This window comes from Burkholderia sp. IMCC1007 (assembly GCF_027257875.1).
Classification (GTDB): domain Bacteria; phylum Pseudomonadota; class Gammaproteobacteria; order Burkholderiales; family Burkholderiaceae; genus Burkholderia.
Genome location: NZ_JAPVQY010000015.1, coordinates 39,617 through 65,511 on the forward strand (window position 1 = coordinate 39,617; position 25,895 = coordinate 65,511).

Genomic DNA, 25,895 nt, shown 5'->3' on the forward strand with positions numbered 1-25,895 from the left:
GAGCCTCGCATGACGACACCTTTTGCAACCGTTCGCGACCTGCTGCGCTATGCAGTCACGCGCTTCTCGAAAGCGAAGCTCTCGTTCGGCCACGGCTCGGACAACGCGTACGACGAAGCCGCGTACCTCGTGCTGCATACGCTCGACCTGCCGCTCGACACGCTCGAACCGTTCCTCGATGCGCGCCTGCTGCCCGATGAAATCGCCGCGGTGCTCGCGGTGATCGAGCGGCGCGCGACGGAGCGCGTGCCGGCCGCCTATCTCACGCATGAAGCGTGGATGCACGGCCATCGCTTCTACGTCGACGAGCGTGTGATCGTGCCGCGCTCGTTCATCGGCGAGCTGCTCGACGACGGGCTGCAGCCGTACGTCGCCGATCCCGAGCAGGTCGGTGCAGTGCTCGAGCTGTGCACGGGCTCGGGCTGTCTTGCGATCCTCGCGGCCAGCGCGTTCCCGAACGCCGAGATCGACGCGGTCGACCTGTCCGACAAGGCGCTCGAAGTCGCCGAAATCAACGTGCACGACTACGGGCTCGACGATCGCATCGCGCTGCATCGCGGCGACCTGTACGCGCCGCTGCCCGCGTTCCGCGCCGAACCCGATACGCGCTACGACGTGATCCTGACGAACCCGCCGTACGTCAACGCAACGTCGATGGCGGCCCTGCCGCCCGAGTACCGGCACGAGCCGGAGATGGCGCTCGCCGGCGGCGACGACGGGATGGACATCGTGCGACGGATCATCGCCGAAGCGCACAAGTGGCTGCACGACGACGGCGTGCTCGTCGTCGAGATCGGGAACGAGCGCGAGAACGTCGAAGCCGCGTTCGGCGGTCTGAATCTCACGTGGTTGCCCACCAGCGCCGGCGACGACAGCGTGTTCCTGATCCAGGCGTCGGACCTGCCGCGCAAGGCCTGAAGGCGCGCGGCGACCGAACCGTGCGGCGCGGCACACCGCTGTCCCGCACGGTTCGGTAAGATGCGCGTGAGCGGCCGCCGCGCCGCACGACTTCAGGAGTCCGTCACGCGCCTATGACCCTCGACTGGCTACATCTCGGCACCCTCATCCTGGCCATCCACGTGCTCGGGATCGTCGCGGCGTTTCACGCAGTCATGAACACGCGCACGTCGCAAGGCGCGATCGCGTGGGCCGTGTCGCTCGCCGCGATGCCGTACCTGACGCTCATCCCCTACCTGTTCCTCGGCCGCAGCAAGTTCTCCGGCTACGTCGACGCACGACGCCACGAGATGGAAGCGTTGCGCACGCACACACCGCGCGCGCCGTGGCTCGAGGCCGACGCGGCCGACGGGCCGGTCGCCGATGCGATCGGCCGGACCGCGATGCTCGCGCTCACGCGACTCGGCGGGACGCCGTTCGTCGGCGGCAATGCGGTGCGCACGCTCGTCAACGGCGATGCAACGTTCTCCGCGATCCTGTCGGCGATCGACGACGCGCGCGACTACGTGGTCATCCAGTTCTTCATCGTGCGCGACGACGCGCTCGGCCAGATGCTGCGCGACGCGCTGCTCGCCCGCGCCGCGGCCGGCGTGCGCTGCTACCTGCTGTACGACAGCATCGGCTGCTTCGACCTGCCGCGCAGCTACGTCGACGCGCTGCGTCGCGGCGGTGTCGAGGTCCACCCGTTCGCGACCCACCGCAAGTTCGTCAACCGCTTCCAGCTCAACTTCCGCAACCATCGCAAGATCGTCGTCGTCGACGGCAATCGCGCGTTCGTCGGCGGGCACAACGTCGGCGTCGAATATCTCGGCGCGAACCGGCGCCTGTCGCCGTGGCGCGACACCCACATCGAGATACGCGGCCCGGTGGTCGCCAGCATTCAGTACGTGTTCGCCGAAGACTGGCACTGGGCGACCCAGACGCTGCCGCCGCCCGCCACACCGCCAGCGGCGCGGGCGGACGACACGATGCATTGCCTCGCGGTGCCGATGGGGCCGGCCGACAAGCAGGAAACCGGGTCGCTGTTCTTCGTCGAGGCGATCAACGCGGCGCGCGAACGCGTCTGGATCACGACGCCGTACCTCGTGCCCGACGAAGCGGTGGTCGCCGCGCTGAAGCTCGCGGTGATGCGCGGCGTCGACGTACGGATCCTGATCCCGAGCCGGCGCGACCACTACGTCGTGTTCGAGGCGTCGAAGCTCTACGCGCGCGATCTCGTCGATGCCGGCGTGAAGGTGTTCCGCTACCGGCCGGGCTTCCTGCACCAGAAAGTCCTGCTGATCGACCGCGTGGCGGCCGCGGTCGGCAGCGCGAACCTCGACAACCGCTCGTTCCGGCTCAATTTCGAGATCATGGTGCTGACCGTCGATCGCGCCTTCGCCGGCGAGGTCGAGGCAATGCTCGACGCCGACTTCGCGCAGGCGTACGAGGTCGATGCGAGCGAGTATCGGACCTCGCCGGCGTGGCGGCGCATCGCGATGCACGTCGCGCGCCTGTTCGCGCCGATCCTGTAGCGAACGCACGAACGCCGCCGCCGGCCGGCCGGCACGGCGGCGCGCGTCTACCCTTTCCTGCCCTGCGCCGCCCGCGCGGCGACCCGCAGCCCGTTCGGGCCACCGGCCGCCTCATGCGGTTACAGCAGCTTGTCGATATCCGCGGCGATTTCCTCGGGCTTCGTCGACGGTGCGTAGCGCTTGACGATGCGCCCGTCGCGGTCGACCAGGAATTTCGTGAAATTCCACTTGATCGCCTTCAGGCCCAGGATGCCCGGCGCTTCATCGGTCAGATAACGGTACAGCGGATGCGCGTGATCGCCCTTCACGTCGATCTTCGCGAACATCGGAAACGTGACGCCGTAGTTGCGCTCGCAAAACGCGCCGATCTGCGTCGCGTCGCCCGGCTCCTGCTTGCCGAACTGGTTGCACGGAAAGCCGAGCACGAAGAAGCCGCGGGCCGCGTACTGGTCGTACAGCTTCTGCAGCCCCGCGTACTGCGGCGTGAAACCGCACTCGCTCGCGGTGTTGACGATCAGCAGCACCTTGCCGCGGTACGCATCGAGCGAGGCCGGCTGGCCGGCGAGCGTCTCTGCGCTGAACGAATACAGGGTGGACATCGGACACTCCTTTTACGAAACCGGTCGACGTGGAGTCTAGGCGAAATCGCGCCGTTGCGGCATCCGCCGAGCGGCCGATGCCCGGGGCGAGTCGCGCGCAGTCTAGAATAGCGGTTTTGGCCAGTCATTCACGCCGTGATCCGTTTCAATCAGTTCAGCCTTGCGCGCGGCACCAAGCCGCTGTTCGAGTCGGCCTCGTTCGTCCTCAATCCCGGCGAGAAAGCCGGCCTGATCGGCGCGAACGGCGCCGGCAAATCGACGCTGTTCTCGGTCCTGCGCGGCGAGCTGCATTCCGACGCCGGCGATTTCTCGATGCCGCCGTCGTGGCGGATCGCCCATGTGTCGCAGGAAACGCCTGCCGTCGACCGCTCCGCGCTCGACTACACGCTCGACGGCGACACCGCGCTGCGCGAGATCGAAGTGCGCATCGCCGCCGCCTCGGCCGCGCATGACGGCGCAGCCGAAGCTGACGCGCACGCGGCTTTCGCCGACGCCGACGGCTATACCGCGCCCGCGCGCGCCGAAGCACTGCTGCTCGGCCTCGGCTTCACGCTCGCGCAGACGCGCGAATCGGTGGCGAGCTTCTCCGGCGGCTGGCGCATGCGCCTGAACCTCGCGCAGGCGCTGATGTGCCGCTCCGACCTGCTGCTGCTCGACGAACCGACCAACCACCTCGACCTCGACGCGATCGTCTGGCTCGAAGACTGGCTGCACCGTTACGCGGGCACGCTCGTCGTGATCTCGCACGACCGAGAATTCCTCGATTCGATCTGCAACGTCACGCTGCACCTGGAAAATCGCCAGGTGAAGCGCTACGGCGGCAACTACTCGCAGTTCGAAGTGCTGCGCGCGCAACAGCTGGCGCTGCAACAAAGCGCATACGAAAAGCAGCAGAAGACGATCGAGCACCTGCAGAGCTTCGTCGACCGCTTCAAGGCCAAGGCGACCAAGGCCAAGCAGGCGCAAAGCCGGATGAAGGCGCTCGAAAAAATGGAGCTGATCGCGCCCGCGCACATCGCGTCGCCGTTCACGTTCGAATTCCGCACGCCCGATGCCGCGCCGAACCCGATGATGGTGATGGAAGACGTCCGCTGCGGCTACCATGCCGACGACGGCGCGGAAATCCCGATCGTCGAACGCGTGGCGCTGTCGATCCAGAACGGCCAGCGCATCGGGCTGCTCGGCGCGAACGGCCAGGGCAAGTCGACGCTGATCAAGACGCTGGCCGGCACGCTCGCGCCGCTGTCGGGCCATGTGCGCGACGGCAAGGGGCTGACGATCGGCTATTTCGCGCAGCACCAGCTCGAAACGCTGCGCGAGGACGATTCGCCGCTCGCGCATCTGGCACGGCTCGCGCCCGACACGCGCGAGCAGGAACTGCGCGACTTCCTCGGCGGCTTCAATTTCTCGGGCGACATGGCGACGAGCGCCGTCGGCCCGTTCTCCGGCGGTGAGAAGGCACGGCTCGCGCTGGCGCTGATCATCTGGCAGAAGCCGAACCTGCTGCTGCTCGACGAACCGACGAACCACCTCGACCTCGAAACGCGGCACGCGCTGACGATGGCGCTCGCGCAGTTCGAAGGCACGCTGATCCTCGTGTCGCACGACCGCCACCTGCTGCGCGCGACGACCGACCAGTTCATGCTCGTCGCGAAACACCGGCTGCAGCCGTTCGACGGCGACCTCGACGACTACCGCGACTGGCTGCTGCAGCATGCGGCCGAGCAACGCGCGGCTGCAAAGGCCGACAGCGCGACCGCCGCGGGCGCGGATCCGGGCGTCAACCGCAAGGATCAGAAGCGTCAGGCGGCCGAGGAACGCCAGCGGTTGTCGCAGTTGAAGAAACCGCTGCAGAACCGCATCACGAAGCTCGAAAAGGAAATGGAAACGCTGCACGCGGAGAAGGCGCGCCTCGACGCGTTCGTCGCCGATCCGGCAAGCTACGAGGCCGCGCGCAAGACGGAACTGACCGACGCGATCCGCAAGCTCGGCGAAGTCACGACCCGGCTCGAGACGGTCGAGGCGGACTGGCTCGCCGCGCAGGAAGAACTCGAGCAGATCGGCTGAACGCGGCCATCGGCGCCGAGCGCGTCATCGGCCGCGCAGCGTGTCGGGGCGTCAACGCCCCACTAACTTGCCCGGCCGCACCGGCCCCGAAAACGACGAGGCCGGGCGCCCTGGCCCGGCCTTGTTGTCATTGCTGCGTTCGACGTGGCTGCGTCGGCGGCGCCCGTATGCCCGCCGCACCATCCGCTCAGCGACGCGGCAGCGTATCGCGCGGCATCTGCTCGTCGTCGTCCATCAGGTACCGGCGCCCTTCGGTCGGCCGGCGGATCGCCGCGGCGACTTCCGCTTCCGTCACATCCTCGGACACGACCTTGCGCGCGAGGCGCCCTTCTTCGTCGATCCACTCGACGATCCGGCATCCGCCGCCCCACGGCTGGCGAATCGGCTCCGACACGCGGCAGCCGCGCAGGTTGTAAAGGCGTCCGCCAGGCGCTTCCCCATACGATTTCAACATAGGTTCCCTTCGCATTGCGCGGTTCGACAATCCGGCAAAGGATAGGGAAAAGCGATGTCCGGCGGGTTACAGAAGCCTACATATTCTTTACAGAGAATTACGCGACAGATCGGCCGGCGCCGCACGAACCGTGCGCGCGCCGGACCGCTCATTCGAGATCGCGTACGCGGTCGATCGCCTGCTCGAGCCGCTCGACGGCCATCACGTTCAGCCCTTCGATCGGCTGCTTCGGGGCATTCGCCTTCGGAATCAGCGCGGCCGTGAAGCCGAGCTTCGCGGCTTCGCGCAGCCGCTCCTGCCCGCGCGGCGACGGCCGGATCTCGCCCGCCAGCCCCACTTCGCCGAACACGATCAGCCCTTTCGGCAGCGCCTTGTTGCGCATCGACGAGTGAATCGCGAGCAGCACTGCGAGGTCGGCAGCCGGCTCGGTGATCTTCACGCCGCCCACCGCGTTCAGGAACACGTCCTGGTCGAAGGCCGCGATGCCCGCGTGCCGGTGCAGCACCGCGAGCAGCATCGCGAGCCGGTTCTGCTCGAGGCCGACCGCGAGCCGGCGCGGGTTCGGCACGTGCGCGGTATCGACGAGCGCCTGGATTTCGACGAGCAGCGGGCGCGTGCCTTCCTGCGTGACGAGCACGCACGAACCGGGCACGACCTGCTCGTGCTGCGACAGGAACAGCGCGGACGGGTTCGCGACACCGCGCAGCCCGCGCTCGGTCATCGCGAACACGCCGAGCTCGTTGACCGCGCCGAAGCGGTTCTTGAACGCGCGCACGAGCCGGAACGACGAATGCGTGTCGCCCTCGAAGTACAGCACCGTGTCGACGATGTGCTCGAGCACGCGCGGGCCTGCGAGGTTGCCCTCCTTCGTCACGTGCCCGACCATGATGATCGCGGTGCCCGACTGCTTCGCGATGCGCGTGAGCTGCGCCGCGCATTCGCGCACCTGCGCGACCGAACCGGGCGCCGACGTCAGCGCTTCCGAATAGACGGTCTGGATCGAGTCGATCACGGCGACATCGGGCCGCTCGGCATCGATTGCCGCCTGGATCTTCTCGAGCTGGATCTCGGCGAGCAGCTTCAGCTCGTCCGCCGGCGCGCCGCCGTCGAGCAGCGCGAGCCGTTGCGCGCGCAACGCGATCTGCGCGGCCGATTCCTCGCCACTGATATAGAGTGCGCGCCGCTCGCTCGCGATGTCCGCGAGCGACTGCAGCAGCAGCGTCGATTTGCCGATGCCCGGATCGCCGCCGATCAGCACGACGCCGCCTGGAACCAGCCCGCCGCCGAGCACGCGATCGAATTCACCGATCCCCGTCGAGAAGCGCGGCACGTCGGCCGCCTCGATGTCGACGAGACGCTGCACGGGCGCCCGCTTCGCGAGCGACTGAAAGCGATGGGCCGCCGGCGACTCGGCAACCGATTCGACGAGGGTGTTCCAGGCCTGGCACGACGGGCATTGCCCCTGCCACTTCGGCGTTTGTCCGCCGCATTCGCTGCAGACGTAGACGGTTTTCTGTTTGGCCACGCGCGACGCCCTTATTCCGCGCGTACCGGTACGCGGGCGGCGACCGCGCACATCAGTTCATAGCCGATGGTGCCGCAATGGCGCGCGACGTCGTCGATCGGCAGCGCGTCGCCCCACAGCTCGACCCGCGCGCCGACGCCGGCCTGCGGGCACGGCGTCAGGTCGACGGTGATCATGTCCATCGACACGCGGCCGACGATCCGCGTGCGGATGCCGTCGACGATCACCGGCGTGCCCTCGGGCGCGACGCGCGGATAGCCGTCCGCGTAGCCGCACGCGACGACGCCGATGCGCATCGGCGTTTGCGCGGAAAACGTCGAGCCATAGCCGATCGCCTGGCCCTTCGCGATCGTCTGCACGGCGATCAGCTCGGACTGGAGCGTCATCGCGGGCTTGAGCCCCGTGTCGGCGATATCGGCCGACCGCCCCGACGGCGACGCGCCGTACAGCACGATCCCCGGGCGCACCCAGTCGAAATGCGTATCCGGATGCCACAGCACGGCGGCCGAATTCGCGAGGCTGCGCGCGCCGGCAATGCTGAGCGCGCCGCGCTCGAACGTCGCGAGCTGCTCGGCCACGCCGCGCTCGTTGTCGGCATCCGAAAAATGGGTCATCAACGTGATCTGGCCGATGCCCGGGCACGCACGCGCGCGTTCCCACGCGGCACGGTATTTTTCCGGCGTGTAACCGAGCCGGTTCATCCCGCTGTTCATCTTGAGCTGCACGTTGACGGGCTTCGACAGCCGCGCCGTCTCCAGCATCCGCATCTGCTCGTCGTTGTGGACGGTCGTGGTCAGGCTGTAGCGGTCGATCACGTCGATGTCGGTCGAGCGGAAGAACCCTTCGAGCAGCAGGATCGGGCCGGCCCAGCCGAGCTCGCGCAGCTTCACGGCCTCGTCGAGATCGAGCAGGCCGAAGCCGTCGGTGCCGCGCAGGCCGGGAAACACGCGTGCGAGACCGTGGCCGTACGCGTTGGCCTTGACGACCGCCCAGACCTTGGACGGGCCGGCAAATCGGCGGACGACGGAGAGATTGTTCGCGAGAGCGGCGGTATGGATGGTGGCGGAGATCGGGCGCGGCATGGGAAATTTACGTAAAGACGCTTGCGAATCATCAGCTTACCGCGCCTTTTGAGCACCGAAGCCGACAATTTGCGGAACGATCGGGGAATCTTGCTAGTCCGAATTGCCGTATTTTCGTGTTATAAAGCCGTGCGCACAACCCATTTCGAACGGAATAAGCCGATCGCATACCAGGCGGCCTACGCGGCCCTGCCGCAGCGACGAAAGCATCGCATCAGATGAAAAAAGGTTTTTACACCATCATGGCCGCGCAGTTTTTCTCGTCGTTGGCCGACAATGCGCTTCTCATCGCCGCCATCGCCCTGCTGAAAGACTTACACGCCCCCAACTGGATGACACCGCTGCTCAAGCTGTTCTTCGTGTTGTCCTATGTGGTACTGGCGGCCTATGTCGGTGCGTTCGCCGATTCCCGCCCGAAGGGCCGCGTGATGTTCATCACCAACACGATCAAGGTGGTCGGCTGCCTGATCATGCTGTTCGGCGCGCATCCGCTGATCGCGTATGGCATCGTCGGGTTCGGCGCCGCGGCCTACTCGCCCGCGAAATACGGGATCCTGACCGAGCTGCTGCCGGCCGACCGGCTCGTCGCCGCGAATGGCTGGATCGAAGGCACGACCGTCAGCTCGATCATTCTCGGCACCGTGCTCGGCGGCGCGCTGATCAGCCCGCACATCGCGTCGCACGTGATCGCGCACACGCCCGCCTGGATCGGCACGCCCGCCGAAGCGGCGATGGCGATCATCATGGCGATCTACGTGGTCGCCGCGATCTTCAACCTGCGGATTCCCGACACCGGCGCGCGCTACCCGAAGCAGGAGCGCGGCCCGGTCAAGCTCCTCACCGATTTCGCCGACTGCTTCATGGTGCTCTGGCGCGACAAGCTCGGCCAGATCTCGCTCGCCGTCACGACGCTGTTCTGGGGCGCGGGCGCGACGCTGCAGTTCATCGTGCTGAAGTGGGCCGAAGTATCGCTCAACATGTCGCTGTCCGAAGGCGCGATCCTGCAGGCCGTGGTGGCGGTCGGCGTCGCGGGCGGCGCCATCGCGGCCGCCGCGCGCATCCCGCTGAAGAAGTCGCTCAGCGTGCTGCCCGTCGGCATCATCATGGGCATCGCCGTCATGCTGATGGCGTTCTATACGCGCCACCTGTTCCCGTCGAACTGGGCACTGCACCTCGGCCATCTGCGGCTGCCGGTGTACCTGATCGTCGCGTACCTGTTCCTGATCGCCGTCGGCGCGCTGTCCGGCTATTTCGTGGTTCCGATGAACGCGCTGCTGCAGCATCGCGGCCATGTGCTGCTGTCGGCCGGCCACTCGATCGCGGTCCAGAACTTCAACGAGAACCTGTCGGTGCTCGTGATGCTGTGCCTGTACGCGGTGCTGGTCTGGCTCGACGTGCCGGTCGGTGTCGTGATCGTGCTGTTCGGCACGTTCGTGTGCCTGACGATGTGGCTCGTGATGCGCCGCCACCAGGCGAACCAGCGTCAGTTCGATTCGGTCGCGCTGATCGGCGAATCGCGGCACTGACGCTACACTTCCCGTTTCCGTCCGTCGGCGCCGGTCCTCGAACCGGCGCCTTGCCATCATGACGCACCCGATACCCAACGTCCTGACGATCGCCGGCTCCGACTCCGGCGGCGGCGCAGGCATCCAGGCCGACCTGAAGACGTTTTCCGCGCTCGGCGCGTACGGCGCGAGCGCGATCACCGCGCTGACCGCGCAGAACACGCGCGGCGTGACCGGCGTCCACGTGCCGGACGCGTCGTTCGTCACCGCGCAACTCGACGCCGTGTTCGACGACATCCGCATCGACGCGGTCAAGATCGGCATGCTCGCGAACGCGGCGATCGTGGATGCGGTCGCCGATGCGCTGCGGCGTTACGCCCCGCGCTTCGTCGTGCTCGACACGGTGATGATCTCGAAGAGTTCGCACGCGCTGCTCGCGCCCGATGCGGTCGACGCGTTGCGCGACGTGCTGCTGCCGCTTGCGACCGTCGTCACGCCGAACCTGCCCGAAGCAGCGGCACTGCTCGGCGATGCGCCGGCAACGACGGAAGACGACATGGTCCGGCAAGGCCGCGCGCTGCTGAAGACCGGTGCGCGCGCCGTGCTGATGAAGGGCGGTCACCTGCCGGATGCAGCCGCGAGCCCCGACTGGCTCGTCGATGCGGCGCATGTCGTGCGGCTCGACGGCACACGCGTGCCGGTCAGCAACACGCACGGCACGGGCTGCACGCTGTCGTCGGCGATCGCGGCACTGCTGCCGCAGCAGCCCGATCTCGACAGCGCGGTACGCGAAGCGAAGGCCTATCTCACCGGCGCGATCGCCGCGAGCGGCCAGCTCGACGTCGGCCACGGCGTCGGCCCCGTCCATCACTTCCATCGCTGGTGGTAAGCGCCGCGTGACGCGGCGTCAGTCGTCTTCTGCCGCGAATGCCTGCGCGCGTGCGGGCCAGTCGTCCGGCACGATGAAGCCGCGCGATATTTCGCGCCATGCACCGTCGCCGTCCGGTCGATGAACGCCGATCAGCGCGGGGGCCTGGCGTGCCGTCAGCACCGGCGGCAGCGTGAGCGCCTTCGACAGCGGCTCGGGCGCGGCGTCGGCCGCACCATACCGCGGCGCAAGCCATGCAAGTCGCGCCAGTACGTTCCATCCCACGCCGTCCGGTTGCGCGGCCGCCCAGGCCGGCCACTGCGCATGCGTGAGCCAGAAGCCGCGACAATGATCCGCCGCGATTTCCGCGGACACCGGCGGCAGCGGCGCTCCATGCGGATAGAACAACCATCCCTTGACGAACATCTGCGCATCGGACGGCGCGCCGTAGCCGAGCAGCGCAAATCCGTGGCGAGCGCTCAACCTCAGCTGATGGTCGAGCAGCCGGCTGCGCTTGCGGTCGAGGCGGTCGACGAGATTCGGGCCGACGAAATCCGCGAGCGATGCGTCGCCGCGCACCGGCGCGCACAGATAGCACTTCACCGCGAGTTCCCAGTGCAGGCGCTGCCCGGCCACCGCGTCGACGAGGAAGTCGACTTCGCCGAGCGTCTTGCCGTTGCTGCGCAGCGGCAGGTTGGCGGCGACGAGCCGCAGCGACGGCCCGTGCGTGAGGAAATATTCGAGCAGGCATTCGGCATAGCGGCCGAGCCGCACGGGACGCAACACGTCGAGCGCCCGGTGCAACGGCTCGGGCGCGGCGTCGAGCGCGACGAGCCACGCTTCGACGGCCACCCGTTCGACCGCATCGGACCACGGATGCGCGAGCGGCGCGCCGGGCGCCGCGGTAAGCAGGCTCGGGCTCGCGAGGAGCCAGCCCAGGTCGCGAACCGCGACATCGCGCAGCGTATCGACGAACGCGAACGCCGCGCCGGTCGTCATGGTGCCGGCGGCTCGTTCGCGTCGGCGCTGCCTGCACGCCGGAACGTGTCGCGGGCGAGGCACAGGTCGGCCCACGCCTTCGACTTGTCCTGCAGGCTGCGCAGCAGATAGGCGGGGTGGTAGGTGACGACCACCGGCACGCCCTCGTACTGGTGCACGCGCCCGCGCAGCGACGCGATGCTCGCGTCCGTCTTCAGCAGCGTCTGTGCGGCGAAACGCCCGAGCGCGACGATCAATTTCGGCTTCACGAGCGCGACCTGGCGCTGCAGGTACGGCTCGCAACGCGCGACCTCGTCGGGTTCCGGATTGCGGTTGCCGGGCGGCCGGCACTTGATCACGTTCGCGATGTAGACGTTCTCGTCGCGCTTGAGCGACAGCGACTGCAGCATGTTGTCGAGCAGCTTGCCGGCCTGGCCGACGAACGGCTCGCCCTGCCTGTCCTCGTGCTCGCCCGGCGCTTCGCCGACCAGCATCCAGTCCGCGTCGCGATCGCCAACGCCGAACACGGTGTTGGTGCGTTTCTCGCACAGACGGCAGCTCGTGCAATCGGCCACGCGCGCGGCAAGCGTATCCCAGTCGAGCGCCGCAATCGGCGTGGCGGCGGGACGCGCGTCGGCAGCCGGCAGCGGGTCGCCCGGCGGCGCGGCGTCGAACCATGCGAAATCGTCTTCGGTGATCGGCGGCATGTCGTCCGCGGCGGCAGCCGGCATGCGCTGCACGGGAGCACCGCCTTCGTCGAGCGCCGCGCGGGCAGCATTGCCCGCGCCATCGGCCGGCACCGCATCGCGCGCAGGCCCGCCAACCGGCGGCACATCGTCGCGTACGCGTTCACGGGCTGCCGGGACCTGCGCGTCGCGCGCCTGCTTAACCACCGGCTGCGGCACTTGCGCGACGGTTGCAGCCGCAACGGCAGACGGCTCGTCCGCCGCAGCGGGCGCTTCGATCGCTTCGGTCGCCGCGCGTTGCCCGCGCCGCACCCAGCGCTGCGCGAGCCCCATTTCCTCGAGCGCTGCTTCAGCCCACGCCATGCGCGTCCCCTTCATCCTTGTTCAGCGTCAGACGCATCACGATCGCATCCTCCCGGCTGCGATGCCGCGCCGGATAGTAGTTCTTGCGCCGGCCGATCGTGACGAAACCGAAGCGCTCGTACAGATGGACCGCGCGCTGATTGGACGGTCGCACCTCGAGCAGCACGCCGTCGAGCCCTTCCGCACGCGAAACGCGCACGGCCTCACGCAGCAGCGCGAGACCCGCGCCAGAGCGCTGGGCGGCCGGCGCGACGCACAGGTTCAGCAGGTGCATTTCGTCGATCACCGGCATCAGCACGCAGTAGCCGACGAGCGCGCCGGTCACGTGCCGCAGGCACACGCCGAAGTAGCCGTTGCGCAGCGAATCCTCGAAGTTGCCGCGGCTCCACGGGAATTCGTACGCGACCTGCTCGATCGCGACGACCTCGTCGAGATCCGTATCGGTCATCGGCGACAGATAGCGGTCGCTCAGCAGTACGCCAGTCATCCTTTCGCTCCGCCCGCTTGCGCGGCACGCGCCGCGAGCCGCTCCGCGGTGGTCTGCGCGACCTTGTCGCGCACGTATTCGGGCGCGGCCTGGTCGGCCGGCACCGCGCGGCCGGCGCGAAACGCCCGCAGCGCGGCATGCGCGACCGCCAGCGCATGCGGCAGCGCTTCGCCGTCGATCACGGCCGCGCGCGCCGCGGCCGGCAACTGCGCGCCGAATGCAGCCGCCGCGTTGCCCGCTAGCGTAAACGGCGCGTCGGGTACGCCGACGGCGCCCGGCGCATCGAGCGAAGCCGGATGCAGCGTGCGCCAGTCGCCCGTGCCGTCGTCCCACACGAAGTCGGCCCAGTACGCTTCGTCCATTCGCGCGTCGAGCGCGGCGAGCACGCGCGTCGTGCCGGGCGCACGCAGCCGCGCGTGCTCGGCGCACGCGAGCAGCGTGCCGACCGGCACGACCGGCAGCCCGCGCCCGAACGCGAGACCCTGCGTGATGCCGGTCGCGGTGCGTAATCCGGTAAACGAGCCGGGGCCCGCGCCGAACGCGATCGCATCGCAGTCGGCGAGCGTCAGGCCCGATTCGGCGAAAAGCGCCTGGATCGCCGGCAGCACGCGCGTGCTCGACACGGCGCCCGTCAGCTCGTGGCGGGCCCAGGTTTGCGGGGTGGAAACGGCGTCATCGGCGTGAGCCGAGCGCAGCAGCGCGACCGAGCAGTATTCGGTCGACGTATCGATGGCGAGGAGCACTGTTTGCGTCATGGCCGACATTGTAATGCGGCGCCCCGCTCCCACGGGCGATCGGGCCTGATTCCGCCCGCTGCGCGCGCGCCGCCAGCGGTTTGGAAGGATCGCTCGACCCCGCGCCGCGCGTCGCTTGTTAAGATCGCCCGACTCGAAACCCTTACGGAGACACCCGATGAGCGACCTCACCGCCCGCTTCGACCAGGCGCAGATCGACGTCAAGCAACTGACCGAGCGTCCGGGCAACCTGACCCTGCTGCGCCTGTACGCGCTCTTCAAGCAGGCCACCGACGGCGATGCGCACGGCGACAAGCCGGGCTTCACCGATATCGTCGGCAAGTACAAGTACGATGCGTGGGACGCGCTGAAAGGCACGTCGCAGGACGCGGCGAAGCAGCAGTACATCGACCTCGTCGAATCGCTGAAGAACGGCACGGCGTCCTGATTACTCCGCCCCACCCGCAATAGGCAATCAAATCAGTGGCGCAGCGCAGCAATATTCTCTATAATGCGGCCTGCGTCACTTCCCGCGCTCGGCTCGTAAGCCGTTCCGGCCCGACGCCTCGTAGCGTTAAGCTCCAATCCGGTTTAGAACCTGTCCCCTCCTGCTTCGACCCTCGCGGTCGTCAACTAGGCTGGCGGCCTCGCTCCAGAAGCGCGCCGCACCCAAAACAGCTTCTAATGCCTCATCCGCCGAAGGTTCGGCGGATTGCACCCGTTTCCCGATTTGCTCGCTGAATCCGACGACTTGGGTATGCGCGATTGGCGCCGACGTTTCACCCACTGTGTTTCAAGGATTGTTATGACTTCGAGCATCAACACCAGCCCGCTCAACGCGATCGCCGACCAGGCGCTCGGTCTCGACGACGCCGCCGCACCGGCCGCGGTCGAACCGACGTCGGACGAGCCGACTTTCGCGTCGCTCGGGCTGTCGCCGGAGATCGTCTCCGCGCTGCAGGCCGCCGGCTACGCCAAGCCGACGCCCGTCCAGCAGCGCGCGATTCCGGCCGGCATCGCCGGCCGGGATCTGCTGGTATCGAGCCCGACCGGTTCGGGCAAGACCGCCGCATTCATGCTGCCCGCGATCGAACGCTTCGCGCAACTCCAGAAGACGCTGGCGCAGCAACCGCGCGCGCCGCGTGAACCGAGCCAGGGCGACCGCCGCGTGCGCCGCCCGCAGCCGGTCGCCCGCCCGGGCCTGCTCGTGCTGACGCCGACCCGTGAACTCGCGATGCAGGTCACCACGGCCGCGTCGACCTACGGCAAGCACCTGAAGCGCCTGCGCACGGTCAGCATCCTCGGCGGCGTGGCCTACGGCCAGCAGCTGATGCTGCTCGCGAAGAACCCGGAAATCCTGGTTGCGACGCCGGGCCGTCTGCTCGACCACCTCGAGCGTGGCCGCATCGACCTGTCCGAGCTGAAGATGCTCGTACTGGACGAAGCCGACCGCATGCTCGACATGGGCTTCATCGACGACATCGAAACGATCGTCGCCGCCACGCCCGAGTCGCGCCAGACGATGCTGTTCTCGGCCACGCTCGACGGCAAGATCGGTTCGCTGACGAGCCGCCTGCTGAAGGATCCGGAGCGCATCGAAATCCAGCAGCGCCTCGAATCGCGCGCGAACATCGCGCAGACCGTGCATTACGTCGACGACCGCGACCACAAGGATCGCCTGCTCGATCACCTGCTGCGCGACGACGCGCTCGACCAGGCGATCATCTTCACGGCGACCAAGATCGACGCCGACCAGCTCGCCGGCCGCCTCGCCGACGCAGGCTTCGAATCGGCTGCACTGCACGGCGACCTGCCGCAGGGCGCGCGTAACCGCACGATCCGCGCGCTGCGCGAGCGTCGCGTGCGCGTGCTGGTTGCGACCGACGTCGCGGCACGCGGCATCGACATCCCGGGCATCACGCACGTGTTCAACTACGACCTGCCGAAGTTCGCGGAAGACTACGTGCACCGGATCGGCCGTACGGGCCGTGCCGGCCGTTCGGGCACCGCGGTGAGCCTCGTGCACCACGCCGAACAAGGCGCGCTCAAGCGCATCGAGCGCTTCGTGCGCTCGCCGCTGCCGGTCAACGTGATCGAAGGCTTCGAACCGCGCAAGGCGCCCCCGCGCAACGATCGTGGCAACGGCGGCCGCGGCCGTCCGGGCGGCGGTAACGGCGGTCGTCGTTTCGGCGGCAAGCCGGGCGGCGGTCATGGCGGCAACGGCCGCAGCTACGGCGGCGGCAATGGCGGCGGCTGGAGCGGCAAGCCGAGCGGCAGCCGTGACGGTGGCCCGCGTCGCGACGGCCAGCGCAGCAGCGGGCCGCGTCGCAGCAACTCCGCGTCGTAAGCACGCACGGGCGGCCTCTCGGCCGCCTCGCCTATCCGGCAGACCGGCGCATCCGCGCCGGTTTTTTTTCGTCCCGCCCCGCATTTCACGATGCGGAAAATTTTTTTGCGTCGTAAAAAGGCATGCTGCGCGGCACAACCCCGCGATTGCGGGATGGAAAAATACGTTCCTCATTGCGAAACGCGCATCGCAATCAATTGATTAATAACAACTAAATTTTTCCTCCTATCCCGAAAAAGTCCCTGTCTCGCGCCGGCCGATTTGCCTAGACTCTTATACAAGACTTCACGAACGGGAACGCCACACCGGCCCGCTTCGCGAACCGCATCGCCACCGTCCGTTTTGACCCATTAGGCAACACGCACATCAAGGAGCTCATCATGTCGCGTCAGCAACAGGCACAGGAACTGCAAAAGCAATGGGAAACCGATTCGCGCTGGAAGGGCATCAAGCGCAGCTACACGGCTGAGGACGTGGTCCGCCTGCGCGGCTCGATCGTGGTCGAGCACACGCTCGCCAAGCGCGGCGCCGAAAAGCTGTGGAGCCTCATCAATGAAGAGCCGTTCGTCAACGCCCTCGGCGCGCTGACCGGCAACCAGGCCATGCAGCAGGTGAAAGCCGGCCTGAAGGCGATCTACCTGTCCGGCTGGCAAGTGGCGGGCGACGCGAACGTCGCCGGCGAAATGTACCCGGACCAGTCGCTGTACCCCGCAAACTCGGTGCCGCTCGTCGTCAAGCGCATCAACAACACGCTCACGCGTGCCGACCAGATCCAGTGGTCGGAAGGCAAGAACCCGGGTGACGAAGGCTATGTCGACTTCTTCGCGCCGATCGTCGCGGATGCCGAAGCCGGCTTCGGCGGCGTGCTGAACGCGTTCGAGTTGATGAAGGCGATGATCGAGGCCGGCGCATCGGGCGTCCACTTCGAGGACCAGCTCGCTTCCGTGAAGAAGTGCGGCCACATGGGCGGCAAGGTGCTCGTGCCGACGCGCGAAGCGGTCGCGAAGCTGTCGGCCGCGCGGCTCGCCGCCGACGTGATGGGCACGCCGACGGTGCTGGTCGCGCGGACCGACGCGGAAGCCGCAGACCTGATCACGTCCGACATCGACGACAACGACAAGCCGTTCCTGACGGGCGAGCGCACGGTCGAAGGCTTCTTCCGCACCAAGCCGGGCATCGAGCAGGCAATCTCGCGCGGCCTCGCGTATGCGCCGTACGCCGATCTCGTCTGGTGCGAAACCGGCAAGCCGGATCTCGAGTACGCGAAGAAGTTCGCGGAAGCGATCCACAAGCAGTTCCCGGGCAAGATGCTGTCGTACAACTGCTCGCCGTCGTTCAACTGGAAGAAGAACCTCGACGACGCGACGATCGCGAAGTTCCAGAAGGAACTCGGCGCGATGGGCTACAAGTTCCAGTTCATCACGCTGGCCGGTTTCCATGCGCTGAACTACTCGATGTTCAACCTCGCGCACGGCTATGCCCGCACGCAGATGAGCGCGTTCGTCGAGTTGCAGCAGGCCGAGTTCGCGGCGGCCGACAAGGGCTTCACGGCCGTCAAGCACCAGCGCGAAGTCGGCACCGGCTACTTCGACGCAGTGACGCAGACGGTCGAGCGCGAAGCGTCGACGACCGCGCTGCACGGCTCGACCGAAGACGAACAGTTCTTCGACGGCAAGAAGGTCGCCTGACGCGTGCAAGCGACGCACCGGTGCCCGTCGGTCATGCGACGGCGCGGCATCGGGCGATACCGAATAAGAATCAGGGAGGAGACGGCAGGCGCGCGGTGATTCGCGCGACCGGCCGCGCGGCTTCGTGCCGCCAGTCGCAACGCGCGCCGGCTTCGCCCGGCGCGCCCTTTTTCTGCGGCGCTGCGGCCCGCGCGGCGCAGACGGCGCCAGTCCTACCGATAGACGATCACCGGAATTTTCGTATGGGTCAGCACGCGCTGCGTTTCGCTGCCGATCAACAGGCTGCCGAGCCCGCGGCGTCCGTGGGACGCCATGAAGATCACGTCGCAGCCGCCGCGTTCGGCCGCCTCGATGATGCCGAGATAAGGCGACGGATGCACGCTCGTCCAGCTGTCGCAGACGACGCCGGCCTGCTGCGCGGCCGCCTGCACGTCGTCGAGATGTGCGCGCGCCTCGCGCTCGCTGCGCGCCCGGAAATCGGCGGGCGGCTCGATGATCACTTCGGAAAACGGCGAGTACGGATATTGCGGCAGGCACGCATAGGCCGTGATCTGCGCGCCGACCGCGCGCGCCAGATCGATCGCGCCGTCGATCGCCTTTTGCGACAGTTCGGAACCGTCGGTTGGAACGAGGATGTGCCGGAACATCGCGCCCTCCTGCGTCAGTCGCACCGCGTGCGCCGCGAACCCGTGCGATCCGGCCGCGACGCGTCGCGCATGCCAGCTTCGATTGTAGTGCGCGAAACGGCGCGACCGGCGACGGCAGCGGGTTCGCCCTCATATCGGAAACACGCGGGCCGGCACGGCTCGCCGGCGGCTCCGGCTCGCGCGGCAGACGCCCTACTCGCCCCAATATCCGGGCCTTTCGTACGTATGTTTCAGGTAATCGAGAAAGAGACGCACACGCAGCGGCAGGTGGCGGCGCTGCGGAAACACCGCATGAATGCCGATCGGCGGCGCCGCGAACGCGTCCAGCACGCTGACGAGGTGGCCGGCCGCGATGTCGTCGCCGACCTCCCACCACGATCGCCATGCGAGGCCGTGACCGGCGAGACACCACTCGTGCAGCACCGCGCCGTCCGAGCACTCCATCGTGCCGTTCACGCGAATCGACACGACCTTGTCGCCGTCCTGGAACGCCCAGCCGCGCTGCTGGTTCGCGTTCGCGGCAAGCGCGAGACAGTTGTGGCGCGCCAGTTCCGCGAGCGTGAGCGGCGTGCCGCGCCGCGCGAGATACGCGGGCGACGCGACGCACACGCGGCGGTTCTCGCCGAGCTTCAGCGACACGAGGGACGAATCGGGCAGCTCGCCGAGCCGCACCGCGCAGTCGAATCCCTCGTTGACGAGGTCGACCATCCGGTCGGACAGATCCAGCGTGACCGACACGTCCGGATGCGCGCCGCTGAATTCGGGTACGAGCGGCGCGACGTGACGCCGGCCGAACCCGGCCGGCGCCGAAATGCGCAGGTGGCCGCTGGCCTTCACGCCGCCGGCGGACACGCTCGCCTCCGCGTTCTGCATGTCGTTGATGATGCGCTGGCAATCCTCGAGGAATGCCGAGCCCTCGAAGGTCAGCGTGAGCTTGCGCGTGGTGCGCACCAGCAGCTTGACGCCGAGCCGCTCCTCGAGCGCGTCGAGGCGGCGGCCGATGATCGCCGGCGCGACGCCTTCCGCGTGTGCGGCCGCCGACAGGCTGCCCTTCGCCGCGACCGCGGCGAACGTTTCGATCTGCTTGAACCGGTCCATGACTCTGTCGAGAGGACGGCATCGCCGCCCTTCAAATAGCGTGAGCCGCCCAGATTAGGTATATGAAAGTAAAAGATCAAGTGATGATTAGCGTCTTTTTTAGCACCTTCGATCACGAATAGAATCGACCCGACCTCTGAAACCGGAGCGCAAGGCTATGTCGGCCACAACGACACTCTCCTCTCCCGACGCAATCATCTTCGACGCATTCGGCACGTTGTTCGACGTGCGTGCGGTGCTGGCCGCTGCGGAGCAGATGTTTCCTGGACACGGGGAACGGTTGTCGCAGCTGTGGCGACGCAAGCAAATCGAATACTCGCAGTTGCGCACGCTGGCCGATCCGGCCGGCGCGCACTATCGCCCGTTCCGCGACATCACCCTCGACGCGCTCCGGTTCGCCGCGCGGCGGCTCGGGCTCGCGCTGAATAGCGCGGCCGAAAAGCGGCTGATGGACGAATACGCGTGCCTGTCGACCTATCCCGACACGGTGCCCGCGCTGCGCAAGCTGCGCGCGCTCGAACCGCGCCCGCCGCTCGCGATCCTGTCGAACGGCACCCCGCAGATGCTCGACATCGCGATCAAGAGCGCCGGCATGACCGGCCTGTTCGATCGCGTGCTGTCGGCCGATGCAGTCCGCGCGTACAAGCCGAGCCCCGTCGCGTACGCACTCGGCACAGCCGCGTTCGGGGCGAACCCGCGCGACATCGTGTTCGTGTCGTCGAACGCGTGGGACGTCGCGGGGGCCGCGTGGTTCGGCTACACGACGTTCTGGCTCAACCGCACGGGCGCGCCCGCCGAGGAACTCGGCGCGCCGCCCGACGGCACCGGCACCGGCATGGCCGACCTGCTCGCATTCCTCGCCGCCCCGGCTCCGTCCGGCAAACCCGCAAACCGCGCGCGCCCCGGCCCGGGCGCATGACGTTCGCAGCGCTGCCGCCTTCCCCCTTCACCGAAACCGCAACTGACCGACCAAGGAGATGAGACTCATGAGCACCCCGATCACGCTGCCGCAAGGCATGGCGATCACCGGCGACATCAAGCCGGGTTACGAAGCGATCCTGACGCCCGAAGCGCTCGCACTCGTCGCAGCGCTGCACCGCGCGTTCGAGCCGCGCCGCCAGGCGCTGCTGCAGGCCCGCGTCGAGCGCACCCAGCGCCTCGATGCCGGCGAGCGCCCCGATTTCCTCGCCGACACGAAGGCGATCCGCGAAGGCGACTGGAAGGTCGCGCCGCTGCCGGCCGACCTGCAATGCCGGCGTGTCGAGATCACGGGCCCGGTCGAGCGCAAGATGATCATCAACGCGCTGAACTCCGGCGCTGATTCGTACATGACGGACTTCGAGGATTCGAACGCACCGAACTGGACGAACCAGATCGACGGCCAGATCAACCTGAAGGACGCGGTGCGCCGTACGATCTCGCTCGAGCAGAACGGCAAGTCGTACCGGCTGAACGACAAGGTCGCGACGCTGATCGTGCGTCCGCGCGGCTGGCACCTCGACGAGAAACACGTGACGGTCGACGGCCAGCGCGTGTCGGGCGGCATCTTCGATTTCGCGCTGTTCCTGTTCCACAACGCGAAGGAGCTGATCGCGCGCGGCTCGGGCCCGTACTTCTACCTGCCGAAGATGGAAAGCCATCTCGAGGCGCGCCTGTGGAACGACATCTTCGTCGCCGCGCAGGAAGCGGTCGGCGTGCCGCGCGGCACGATCCGCGCGACGGTGCTGATCGAGACGATCCTCGCCGCGTTCGAGATGGACGAGATCCTGTACGAACTGCGCGAACACAGCTCGGGCCTGAACGCCGGCCGTTGGGACTACATCTTCTCGGCGATCAAGAAGTTCAAGAACGACCGCGACTTCTGCCTGGCCGAGCGTTCGAAGATCACGATGACGGTGCCGTTCATGCGTGCGTACGCGCTGCTGCTGCTGAAGACCTGCCACAAGCGCAACGCGCCGGCGATCGGCGGGATGAGCGCGCTGATTCCGATCAAGAACGATCCGGAAGCGAACGACAAGGCGATGGGCGGCGTGCGCTCGGACAAGCAGCGCGACGCGACCGACGGCTACGACGGCGGCTGGGTCGCGCACCCGGGCCTCGTGCCGATCGCGATGGAAGAGTTCGTCAAGGTGCTCGGCGACAAGCCGAACCAGATCGCGAAGCAGCGCGACGACGTGCAGGTCGAAGGCAAGAACCTGCTCGACTTCCAGCCGGAAGCGCCGATCACCGAAGCCGGCCTGCGCAACAACATCAACGTCGGGATCCACTATCTCGGCGCATGGCTCGACGGCAATGGCTGCGTGCCGATCCACAACCTGATGGAAGACGCGGCGACGGCCGAGATCTCCCGCTCGCAGGTGTGGCAATGGATCCGCTCGCCGAAGGGCGTGCTCGACGACGGCCGCAAGGTCACGGCGGAACTCGTGCGCGAATACACGAAGGCCGAGCTCGACAACGTGAAGCACTCGGTCGGCGGCAACACGCAGCCGTACGAGCGTGCCGCGGCGATCTTCGAACAGATGTCGACGTCGGAAGGCTTCACCGAATTCCTGACGCTGCCGCTGTACGAGGAAATCTGACGGCCGGACCGGGCCCGGCCGGGCCTGGTCTGCGTCGTTCTGCCCGCCGGCCGTACGGCACGGCGGCATGAAAAAAGCGCCCCGCGGGGCTAATGCCGTTCAGTTAAGAGCTGAACGGCATTTTTGTTTTGGGTGTTGTAAACGGTGACGGGGGCTGTTAACCTGCGTCGCCATGCTTGATGACACCCTGAATTTTCTCGCTGAAGAACAGGAGACGCCCGACTGGGCTCGCCTGGGCGAGCACTTGCCCTACGAGTGGATTGAGCAGGTGGTGGCTTACACGGGACGGGCGAGCATCCGGCAACGCCGCTTGCCCGCTGAGCAGGTTGTTTGGCTGGTTATTGCGCTGGCATTGTATCGGCATCAATCGATCAGTGAGGTTGTCGACGATCTCGATCTTGCGTTACCGGATATGCAGGCGCCGTTCGTCAGCAAGAGCGCTGTCGCTCAGGCCCGGCAGCGCCTGGGCGCGCAACCACTGAAGGCGCTGTTCGAATTGTCGGCCAAGGCGTGGGCTGAGCAGGACCGCAAACAATACCTGTTCAAGGGGTTGAGCCTGTTTGCAATGGATGGCACGACGCTGAGGACGGCGGACACCCCCGAGCATCGGGCTCATTTCGGCGCCCAGGTTTATGCCGGCAACACCGTCGCCAGTTATCCGCAGGTCCGTGGCGTGACGCTGACTGCCGTGCCCACGCACCTGATCCGCAGCGCGACGTTCGGTCCATATGGCAGGAACGAGATGCTATATGCCAAGGATCTGCTCGACGCCATCCCCGATGATTCGCTGACAGTATTCGACAAGGGGTTTCTATCTGCAGAAATCCTGTGTGGCTTGAGCAGCGTGGGTTCGAACCGTCACTTCCTCATCCCGGCCAAGGCCAACACCAAATGGGAAGTCATCGAGGGAACACCTGATGATGCCGTGGTAAGCATGCGCGTGTCGCCCCAGGCACGCAAGAAATGCCCGGAGCTGCCTGAGGTGTGGCAGGCGCGAGCCGTCACCATGATCGACTCAAGTGCCCGAAAGCGCGTACTGCTGACGTCACTGTTCGACCGAAAACGCTACACGAGCGCCAATATCGTGGCCTGCTATGTGCGCCGCTGGCAAATTGAAACCAGCTATCGAGAACTCAAGCATGCGATGATGGGCATGGCGCCGATCCTGCGTAGCCGCAGCGTTGAGGGGGTGTATCAGGAAATCTGGGGCACGCTAATTGCCTACAACCTCGTGCGATTGGAGATTGCCAAGGCCGCGCTTGCGGTGAAGTGCGAGCCGACCGAGATTAGCTTCGTGCGCGCCTTCCACGTCATCCAGTACGAATTGCACTGGGCCGCTGTTACCCGTGCGCAGGGCAAACTCCCAGCCCTACTGCAACGACTGCGACTACGTCTGGTCGCGCTCCTCAAAGAAGAACGGCCCGCTCGAAAATTCGAGCGGGCCGTGAAGGCTGTACCCAAACGCTATGCCGTCCGTGTCCTTAAAAAGAACCTTAACTGAACGGCATTACCCCGCGGGGCGCTTGTTCTTTTTGCGGCGCGGTTGCCGGCCGCACGGACGCTCAGGCGGCTGCCCGCTCGCGCCGATGCTGGACCCAGTCGCCCGACGCGATGCGCGGACGGTCGGCCACCGCATGTGCGGCAACCGGATAGTAGACGCATGCGTACTGGCGGCCGCCGAGTTCGACACTCACCGGTTCCTGACGGAACAGCGTGTCGACGCCCGGATAGACGCGCTCGATCTCGTCGAGCACGGGCATCAGCGGCTCGTCGATCTCGTAGACGTCGCCCCATACGAGCGACTGATCGGCCGAGCCGGCGATCATCCCCGGATACGTGCCGAAATCGTACAGTTCGCCCGGCAGCGCGACCGCACCGAGCAGCGTCGGCGCGGCGATCCCGTGCCGCGCGGCCACATGGCCGATGTCGTTGGCTTCTCCCGCTCTCAACGTGCCGTAGACGAATACGTAGCGCATCTGGTTCTCCTCTTCGATTCAGGTGTTGCCGGACTGGACGCTGTTTGCGCGTCGCTTGCCCGAAAAACGCGCAAAACACGCAAAACGCGTCCACATCGATAGACCGCGGCGGCGGCCCGAAGGTTCTGTTCGGCAGGCGGCGCTGCCCGGCAGCGGCTCGTGCCGCACGCCGGAATGTGCACGGCTCCATACAAAGTTCATTTGAACGGTGCACTATCGGCCGAAAAACCGCCGCATGCGCCTGCGCGGCGCCTTCTAAAATAACGGCATCGCCGCCGCGCCGCCCGAGTCGTCCATGAATCCGCCAGCCCAAGCCGACGCATCGAATCCGTACGACGTAATCGACATCCCGCCCGAGTTCGCGCCCACGCGCGTTCACCCGATGCGCGTTCGCGCGCGGCAGGTGGATGCCGGCCGCCGGATCCCGCTGCACACGCACGCGTGGGCGCAACTCGCGTACGCGTCGCGCGGCGTGCTGCGCGTCGCGACGACCGGGACGACGTGGATGGTGCCGCCGTCCCGCGCGATCTGGGTGCCGCCGCACATTACGCACGAGGTCGTGATCGTCGAGGAGGCGTATCTGCGCACGCTGTATATCGACGAGTCGATCGTGCCGGACGGGCTCGACGCATGCCGGGTCGTCGAAGTGACGGGCTTGCTGCGCGAACTGATCGTCGCGCTCGACGCGCGCGATCTCAGCAGCAGCCGCGAGCGGCTGCTGTGCGGGCTCGTGCTCGACGAACTGAGCCACGCCGAACCGCTGCCGCTCGCGGTGCCGATGCCCGACGAAAAACGGCTGCGCACGCTGTGCGAATCGGTGCTCGCCCAACCCGCGCACGCGGAGTCGCTCGAACACTGGGCAAGCGAGGTCGGCGCGAGCACCCGCACGATCTCGCGGCTTTTCAAACAGGAACTCGGTGTGAGCTTCTCGCAATGGCGGCAGCAGGCGCTGCTCGCGCGCGCGATCCCGCTGTTGAACCAGGGTCGACCGCTGTCGCATATCGCGCGCGAGCTCGGCTATCAAAGCCAGAGTGCGTTTTCGGCGATGTTCCGGCGCGCATTCGGCGAGAGCCCGCGTGCATTCATGCTGCGCGGCTACGAACATCGCGGCCCGGAAGGCAGCATCACAGCGGACGACGAAGGGGCCGACGACGAGGCGATCGGCGCTGGCCGCTGAGCCGCGCGTCGAATCTTTATGCGCTCAGACCGGGCGCACCATGTGACGGATCGATCCGAGCTGCGCAAGCCTCGGCCCGGTGACGCGGTAGCCCATGCGCTGGTAGAGCCGGGCGGCGGGATTGTCGACGAACACGCGCAGCTGCAATTCGTGCAGCCCGCGGGCGCGGGCCCAGCGATGCGACATGTCGAGCATGTAGGTGCCGGCGCCCTGCCCGCGATGACCAGCCGCGATCTGCACGTCGCGGATATGCAGCGAATCGCTTTCCTCGGTCACACGCAGCACGCCGATACGCTCGCCGTCCGCCTCCAGGATGAAGTTCTCGGACTCGCGCCAGCTCGCATAGAACAGGTCGCTGCGCCAGACGAGCCCATGGCGCTTGTAATAGCCGCCCATGTTGCCGTGCGTCAGCGCTTCGGCAAACGGGAAGTCGCCAGGCTCCGCGGGCCGGAGCTGGTACAGCAGTCGCAGGTCGGTCGGATCGAGCATCGCGCAGGGGTCAAGAACGCATCCCGCCACGATAGCGCAGTCGCGGGCGGATGCAATCGCGAATTTCTCGTAGCG

Annotated in this window: 24 protein-coding genes; 12 read left to right on the forward strand and 12 right to left on the reverse strand. The window is 67.2% G+C overall.

Annotation, left to right across the window (positions count from 1 at the left end):
* The first annotated feature begins 9 nt into the window (after window positions 1-9).
* Both prmB and cls read left to right on the forward strand, forming a co-directional pair.
* Entirely contained in the window at window positions 10-918 is a 909-nt protein-coding gene (gene prmB / locus O1Q03_RS15835) for a 50S ribosomal protein L3 N(5)-glutamine methyltransferase (protein WP_269504605.1), read from the forward strand.
* 113 nt (window positions 919-1,031) lie between these two features.
* Complete coding sequence (cls, locus tag O1Q03_RS15840; RefSeq protein WP_269504607.1) at window positions 1,032-2,471, forward strand: cardiolipin synthase; 1,440 nt, start codon at window positions 1,032-1,034, stop codon at window positions 2,469-2,471.
* Between the two features lie 119 nt (window positions 2,472-2,590).
* Here cls and O1Q03_RS15845 read toward each other — a convergent pair whose 3' ends face one another.
* On the reverse strand, window positions 2,591-3,070 hold the full coding sequence (locus tag O1Q03_RS15845; RefSeq protein ID WP_269504608.1) for a glutathione peroxidase: 480 nt from the start codon (window positions 3,068-3,070) through the stop codon (window positions 2,591-2,593).
* 135 nt (window positions 3,071-3,205) lie between these two features.
* On the opposite strand from O1Q03_RS15845, the gene O1Q03_RS15850 reads away from it, so the two are divergent.
* A complete protein-coding gene (locus tag O1Q03_RS15850; RefSeq protein ID WP_269504609.1) occupies window positions 3,206-5,137 on the forward strand; it encodes an ATP-binding cassette domain-containing protein in 1,932 nt (643 codons plus the stop codon).
* A gap of 187 nt (window positions 5,138-5,324) precedes the next feature.
* On the opposite strand, the gene O1Q03_RS15855 is transcribed toward O1Q03_RS15850, so the two are convergent.
* From O1Q03_RS15855 to alr, 3 genes are all read right to left on the reverse strand, one after another.
* Window positions 5,325-5,591, reverse strand: coding sequence for a DUF2866 domain-containing protein (locus O1Q03_RS15855; RefSeq protein WP_050012917.1), 267 nt, complete (start codon window positions 5,589-5,591; stop codon window positions 5,325-5,327).
* A gap of 148 nt (window positions 5,592-5,739) precedes the next feature.
* Window positions 5,740-7,116, reverse strand: a complete 1,377-nt coding sequence (gene radA / locus O1Q03_RS15860) for a DNA repair protein RadA (protein WP_269504610.1) — start codon at window positions 7,114-7,116, stop codon at window positions 5,740-5,742.
* 11 nt (window positions 7,117-7,127) lie between these two features.
* On the reverse strand, window positions 7,128-8,198 hold the full coding sequence (alr, locus tag O1Q03_RS15865) for an alanine racemase (RefSeq protein WP_269504611.1): 1,071 nt from the start codon (window positions 8,196-8,198) through the stop codon (window positions 7,128-7,130).
* A 218-nt stretch (window positions 8,199-8,416) separates the two neighbouring features.
* On the opposite strand from alr, the gene lplT reads away from it, so the two are divergent.
* Window positions 8,417-9,724, forward strand: coding sequence for a lysophospholipid transporter LplT (lplT, locus tag O1Q03_RS15870; protein WP_269504613.1), 1,308 nt, complete (start codon window positions 8,417-8,419; stop codon window positions 9,722-9,724).
* Between the two features lie 58 nt (window positions 9,725-9,782).
* Window positions 9,783-10,592 carry a bifunctional hydroxymethylpyrimidine kinase/phosphomethylpyrimidine kinase gene (thiD, locus tag O1Q03_RS15875; RefSeq protein ID WP_269504615.1) on the forward strand — a complete coding sequence of 270 codons (810 nt, stop codon included), beginning with the start codon at window positions 9,783-9,785 and terminating at the stop codon, window positions 10,590-10,592.
* A gap of 18 nt (window positions 10,593-10,610) precedes the next feature.
* Here the strand turns inward: thiD and O1Q03_RS15880 are convergent, their stop codons facing one another.
* From O1Q03_RS15880 to tsaB, 4 genes are read right to left on the reverse strand one after another with little or no spacing between them, the layout of a single operon-like run.
* Entirely contained in the window at window positions 10,611-11,570 is a 960-nt protein-coding gene (locus O1Q03_RS15880; protein WP_269504616.1) for a DUF1853 family protein, read from the reverse strand.
* On the reverse strand, window positions 11,567-12,598 hold the full coding sequence (locus O1Q03_RS15885; RefSeq protein WP_269504617.1) for a uracil-DNA glycosylase: 1,032 nt from the start codon (window positions 12,596-12,598) through the stop codon (window positions 11,567-11,569). Before O1Q03_RS15885 ends, O1Q03_RS15880 begins: the two co-directional genes overlap by 4 nt.
* Window positions 12,585-13,085: a ribosomal protein S18-alanine N-acetyltransferase gene (gene rimI, locus O1Q03_RS15890; RefSeq protein ID WP_269504618.1), complete on the reverse strand. Its 501-nt coding sequence runs from the start codon at window positions 13,083-13,085 to the stop codon at window positions 12,585-12,587. Before rimI ends, O1Q03_RS15885 begins: the two co-directional genes overlap by 14 nt.
* The gene (tsaB, locus tag O1Q03_RS15895; protein WP_269504619.1) at window positions 13,082-13,849 is read right to left on the reverse strand and encodes a tRNA (adenosine(37)-N6)-threonylcarbamoyltransferase complex dimerization subunit type 1 TsaB; all 768 of its coding nucleotides are present in this window, start codon (window positions 13,847-13,849) and stop codon (window positions 13,082-13,084) included. Before tsaB ends, rimI begins: the two co-directional genes overlap by 4 nt.
* Window positions 13,850-13,997: 148 nt before the next feature.
* On the opposite strand from tsaB, the gene O1Q03_RS15900 reads away from it, so the two are divergent.
* The 3 genes from O1Q03_RS15900 to aceA all read left to right on the forward strand — a co-directional run bounded on the left by O1Q03_RS15900 (window position 13,998) and on the right by aceA (window position 17,854).
* The gene (locus O1Q03_RS15900) at window positions 13,998-14,267 is read left to right on the forward strand and encodes an acyl-CoA-binding protein (protein ID WP_269504621.1); all 270 of its coding nucleotides are present in this window, start codon (window positions 13,998-14,000) and stop codon (window positions 14,265-14,267) included.
* Between the two features lie 357 nt (window positions 14,268-14,624).
* The gene (locus tag O1Q03_RS15905; RefSeq protein WP_269504623.1) at window positions 14,625-16,166 is read left to right on the forward strand and encodes a DEAD/DEAH box helicase; all 1,542 of its coding nucleotides are present in this window, start codon (window positions 14,625-14,627) and stop codon (window positions 16,164-16,166) included.
* Between the two features lie 380 nt (window positions 16,167-16,546).
* Entirely contained in the window at window positions 16,547-17,854 is a 1,308-nt protein-coding gene (aceA, locus tag O1Q03_RS15910; protein ID WP_269504624.1) for an isocitrate lyase, read from the forward strand.
* A gap of 212 nt (window positions 17,855-18,066) precedes the next feature.
* Here the strand turns inward: aceA and O1Q03_RS15915 are convergent, their stop codons facing one another.
* Together O1Q03_RS15915 and O1Q03_RS15920 are read right to left on the reverse strand one after the other, a co-directional pair.
* Window positions 18,067-18,501: a universal stress protein gene (locus O1Q03_RS15915; RefSeq protein ID WP_269504625.1), complete on the reverse strand. Its 435-nt coding sequence runs from the start codon at window positions 18,499-18,501 to the stop codon at window positions 18,067-18,069.
* Between the two features lie 192 nt (window positions 18,502-18,693).
* Window positions 18,694-19,599: a LysR family transcriptional regulator gene (locus tag O1Q03_RS15920; RefSeq protein WP_269504626.1), complete on the reverse strand. Its 906-nt coding sequence runs from the start codon at window positions 19,597-19,599 to the stop codon at window positions 18,694-18,696.
* A 157-nt stretch (window positions 19,600-19,756) separates the two neighbouring features.
* Between O1Q03_RS15920 and O1Q03_RS15925 the strand changes: the two genes are divergently transcribed.
* The 3 genes from O1Q03_RS15925 to O1Q03_RS15935 all read left to right on the forward strand — a co-directional run bounded on the left by O1Q03_RS15925 (window position 19,757) and on the right by O1Q03_RS15935 (window position 23,679).
* Window positions 19,757-20,518, forward strand: a complete 762-nt coding sequence (locus tag O1Q03_RS15925) for a haloacid dehalogenase type II (RefSeq protein ID WP_269504627.1) — start codon at window positions 19,757-19,759, stop codon at window positions 20,516-20,518.
* Window positions 20,519-20,585: 67 nt separating this feature from the next.
* Window positions 20,586-22,178: a malate synthase A gene (aceB, locus tag O1Q03_RS15930; protein WP_269504629.1), complete on the forward strand. Its 1,593-nt coding sequence runs from the start codon at window positions 20,586-20,588 to the stop codon at window positions 22,176-22,178.
* Between the two features lie 172 nt (window positions 22,179-22,350).
* Complete coding sequence (locus O1Q03_RS15935; protein ID WP_269504630.1) at window positions 22,351-23,679, forward strand: IS4 family transposase; 1,329 nt, start codon at window positions 22,351-22,353, stop codon at window positions 23,677-23,679.
* A gap of 61 nt (window positions 23,680-23,740) precedes the next feature.
* Here the strand turns inward: O1Q03_RS15935 and O1Q03_RS15940 are convergent, their stop codons facing one another.
* Window positions 23,741-24,154 (reverse strand): gamma-glutamylcyclotransferase family protein, encoded by a 414-nt coding sequence (locus tag O1Q03_RS15940; RefSeq protein ID WP_269504632.1) that lies wholly within the window; start codon window positions 24,152-24,154, stop codon window positions 23,741-23,743.
* Between the two features lie 295 nt (window positions 24,155-24,449).
* Between O1Q03_RS15940 and O1Q03_RS15945 the strand changes: the two genes are divergently transcribed.
* Window positions 24,450-25,331, forward strand: a complete 882-nt coding sequence (locus O1Q03_RS15945; RefSeq protein WP_269504634.1) for an AraC family transcriptional regulator — start codon at window positions 24,450-24,452, stop codon at window positions 25,329-25,331.
* Between the two features lie 24 nt (window positions 25,332-25,355).
* On the opposite strand, the gene O1Q03_RS15950 is transcribed toward O1Q03_RS15945, so the two are convergent.
* Complete coding sequence (locus O1Q03_RS15950) at window positions 25,356-25,820, reverse strand: GNAT family N-acetyltransferase (RefSeq protein ID WP_269504696.1); 465 nt, start codon at window positions 25,818-25,820, stop codon at window positions 25,356-25,358.
* Window positions 25,821-25,895: the final 75 nt, after the last annotated feature.

Bases quoted from the DNA above. Each gene is read 5' to 3' on its own strand.
- prmB (WP_269504605.1), top strand. From the start codon at position 10: ATGACGACACCTTTTGCAACCGTTCGCGACCTGCTGCGCTATGCAGTC.
- cls (WP_269504607.1), top strand. From the start codon at position 1,032: ATGACCCTCGACTGGCTACATCTCGGCACCCTCATCCTGGCCATCCAC.
- O1Q03_RS15845 (WP_269504608.1), bottom strand. From the start codon at position 3,070: ATGTCCACCCTGTATTCGTTCAGCGCAGAGACGCTCGCCGGCCAGCCG.
- O1Q03_RS15855 (WP_050012917.1), bottom strand. From the start codon at position 5,591: ATGTTGAAATCGTATGGGGAAGCGCCTGGCGGACGCCTTTACAACCTG.
- alr (WP_269504611.1), bottom strand. From the start codon at position 8,198: ATGCCGCGCCCGATCTCCGCCACCATCCATACCGCCGCTCTCGCGAAC.
- lplT (WP_269504613.1), top strand. From the start codon at position 8,417: ATGAAAAAAGGTTTTTACACCATCATGGCCGCGCAGTTTTTCTCGTCG.
- thiD (WP_269504615.1), top strand. From the start codon at position 9,783: ATGACGCACCCGATACCCAACGTCCTGACGATCGCCGGCTCCGACTCC.
- O1Q03_RS15880 (WP_269504616.1), bottom strand. From the start codon at position 11,570: ATGACGACCGGCGCGGCGTTCGCGTTCGTCGATACGCTGCGCGATGTC.
- O1Q03_RS15885 (WP_269504617.1), bottom strand. From the start codon at position 12,598: ATGGCGTGGGCTGAAGCAGCGCTCGAGGAAATGGGGCTCGCGCAGCGC.
- rimI (WP_269504618.1), bottom strand. From the start codon at position 13,085: ATGACTGGCGTACTGCTGAGCGACCGCTATCTGTCGCCGATGACCGAT.
- tsaB (WP_269504619.1), bottom strand. From the start codon at position 13,849: ATGTCGGCCATGACGCAAACAGTGCTCCTCGCCATCGATACGTCGACC.
- O1Q03_RS15900 (WP_269504621.1), top strand. From the start codon at position 13,998: ATGAGCGACCTCACCGCCCGCTTCGACCAGGCGCAGATCGACGTCAAG.
- O1Q03_RS15905 (WP_269504623.1), top strand. From the start codon at position 14,625: ATGACTTCGAGCATCAACACCAGCCCGCTCAACGCGATCGCCGACCAG.
- aceA (WP_269504624.1), top strand. From the start codon at position 16,547: ATGTCGCGTCAGCAACAGGCACAGGAACTGCAAAAGCAATGGGAAACC.
- O1Q03_RS15915 (WP_269504625.1), bottom strand. From the start codon at position 18,501: ATGTTCCGGCACATCCTCGTTCCAACCGACGGTTCCGAACTGTCGCAA.
- O1Q03_RS15920 (WP_269504626.1), bottom strand. From the start codon at position 19,599: ATGGACCGGTTCAAGCAGATCGAAACGTTCGCCGCGGTCGCGGCGAAG.
- O1Q03_RS15925 (WP_269504627.1), top strand. From the start codon at position 19,757: ATGTCGGCCACAACGACACTCTCCTCTCCCGACGCAATCATCTTCGAC.
- aceB (WP_269504629.1), top strand. From the start codon at position 20,586: ATGAGCACCCCGATCACGCTGCCGCAAGGCATGGCGATCACCGGCGAC.
- O1Q03_RS15935 (WP_269504630.1), top strand. From the start codon at position 22,351: ATGCTTGATGACACCCTGAATTTTCTCGCTGAAGAACAGGAGACGCCC.
- O1Q03_RS15940 (WP_269504632.1), bottom strand. From the start codon at position 24,154: ATGCGCTACGTATTCGTCTACGGCACGTTGAGAGCGGGAGAAGCCAAC.
- O1Q03_RS15945 (WP_269504634.1), top strand. From the start codon at position 24,450: ATGAATCCGCCAGCCCAAGCCGACGCATCGAATCCGTACGACGTAATC.
- O1Q03_RS15950 (WP_269504696.1), bottom strand. From the start codon at position 25,820: ATGCTCGATCCGACCGACCTGCGACTGCTGTACCAGCTCCGGCCCGCG.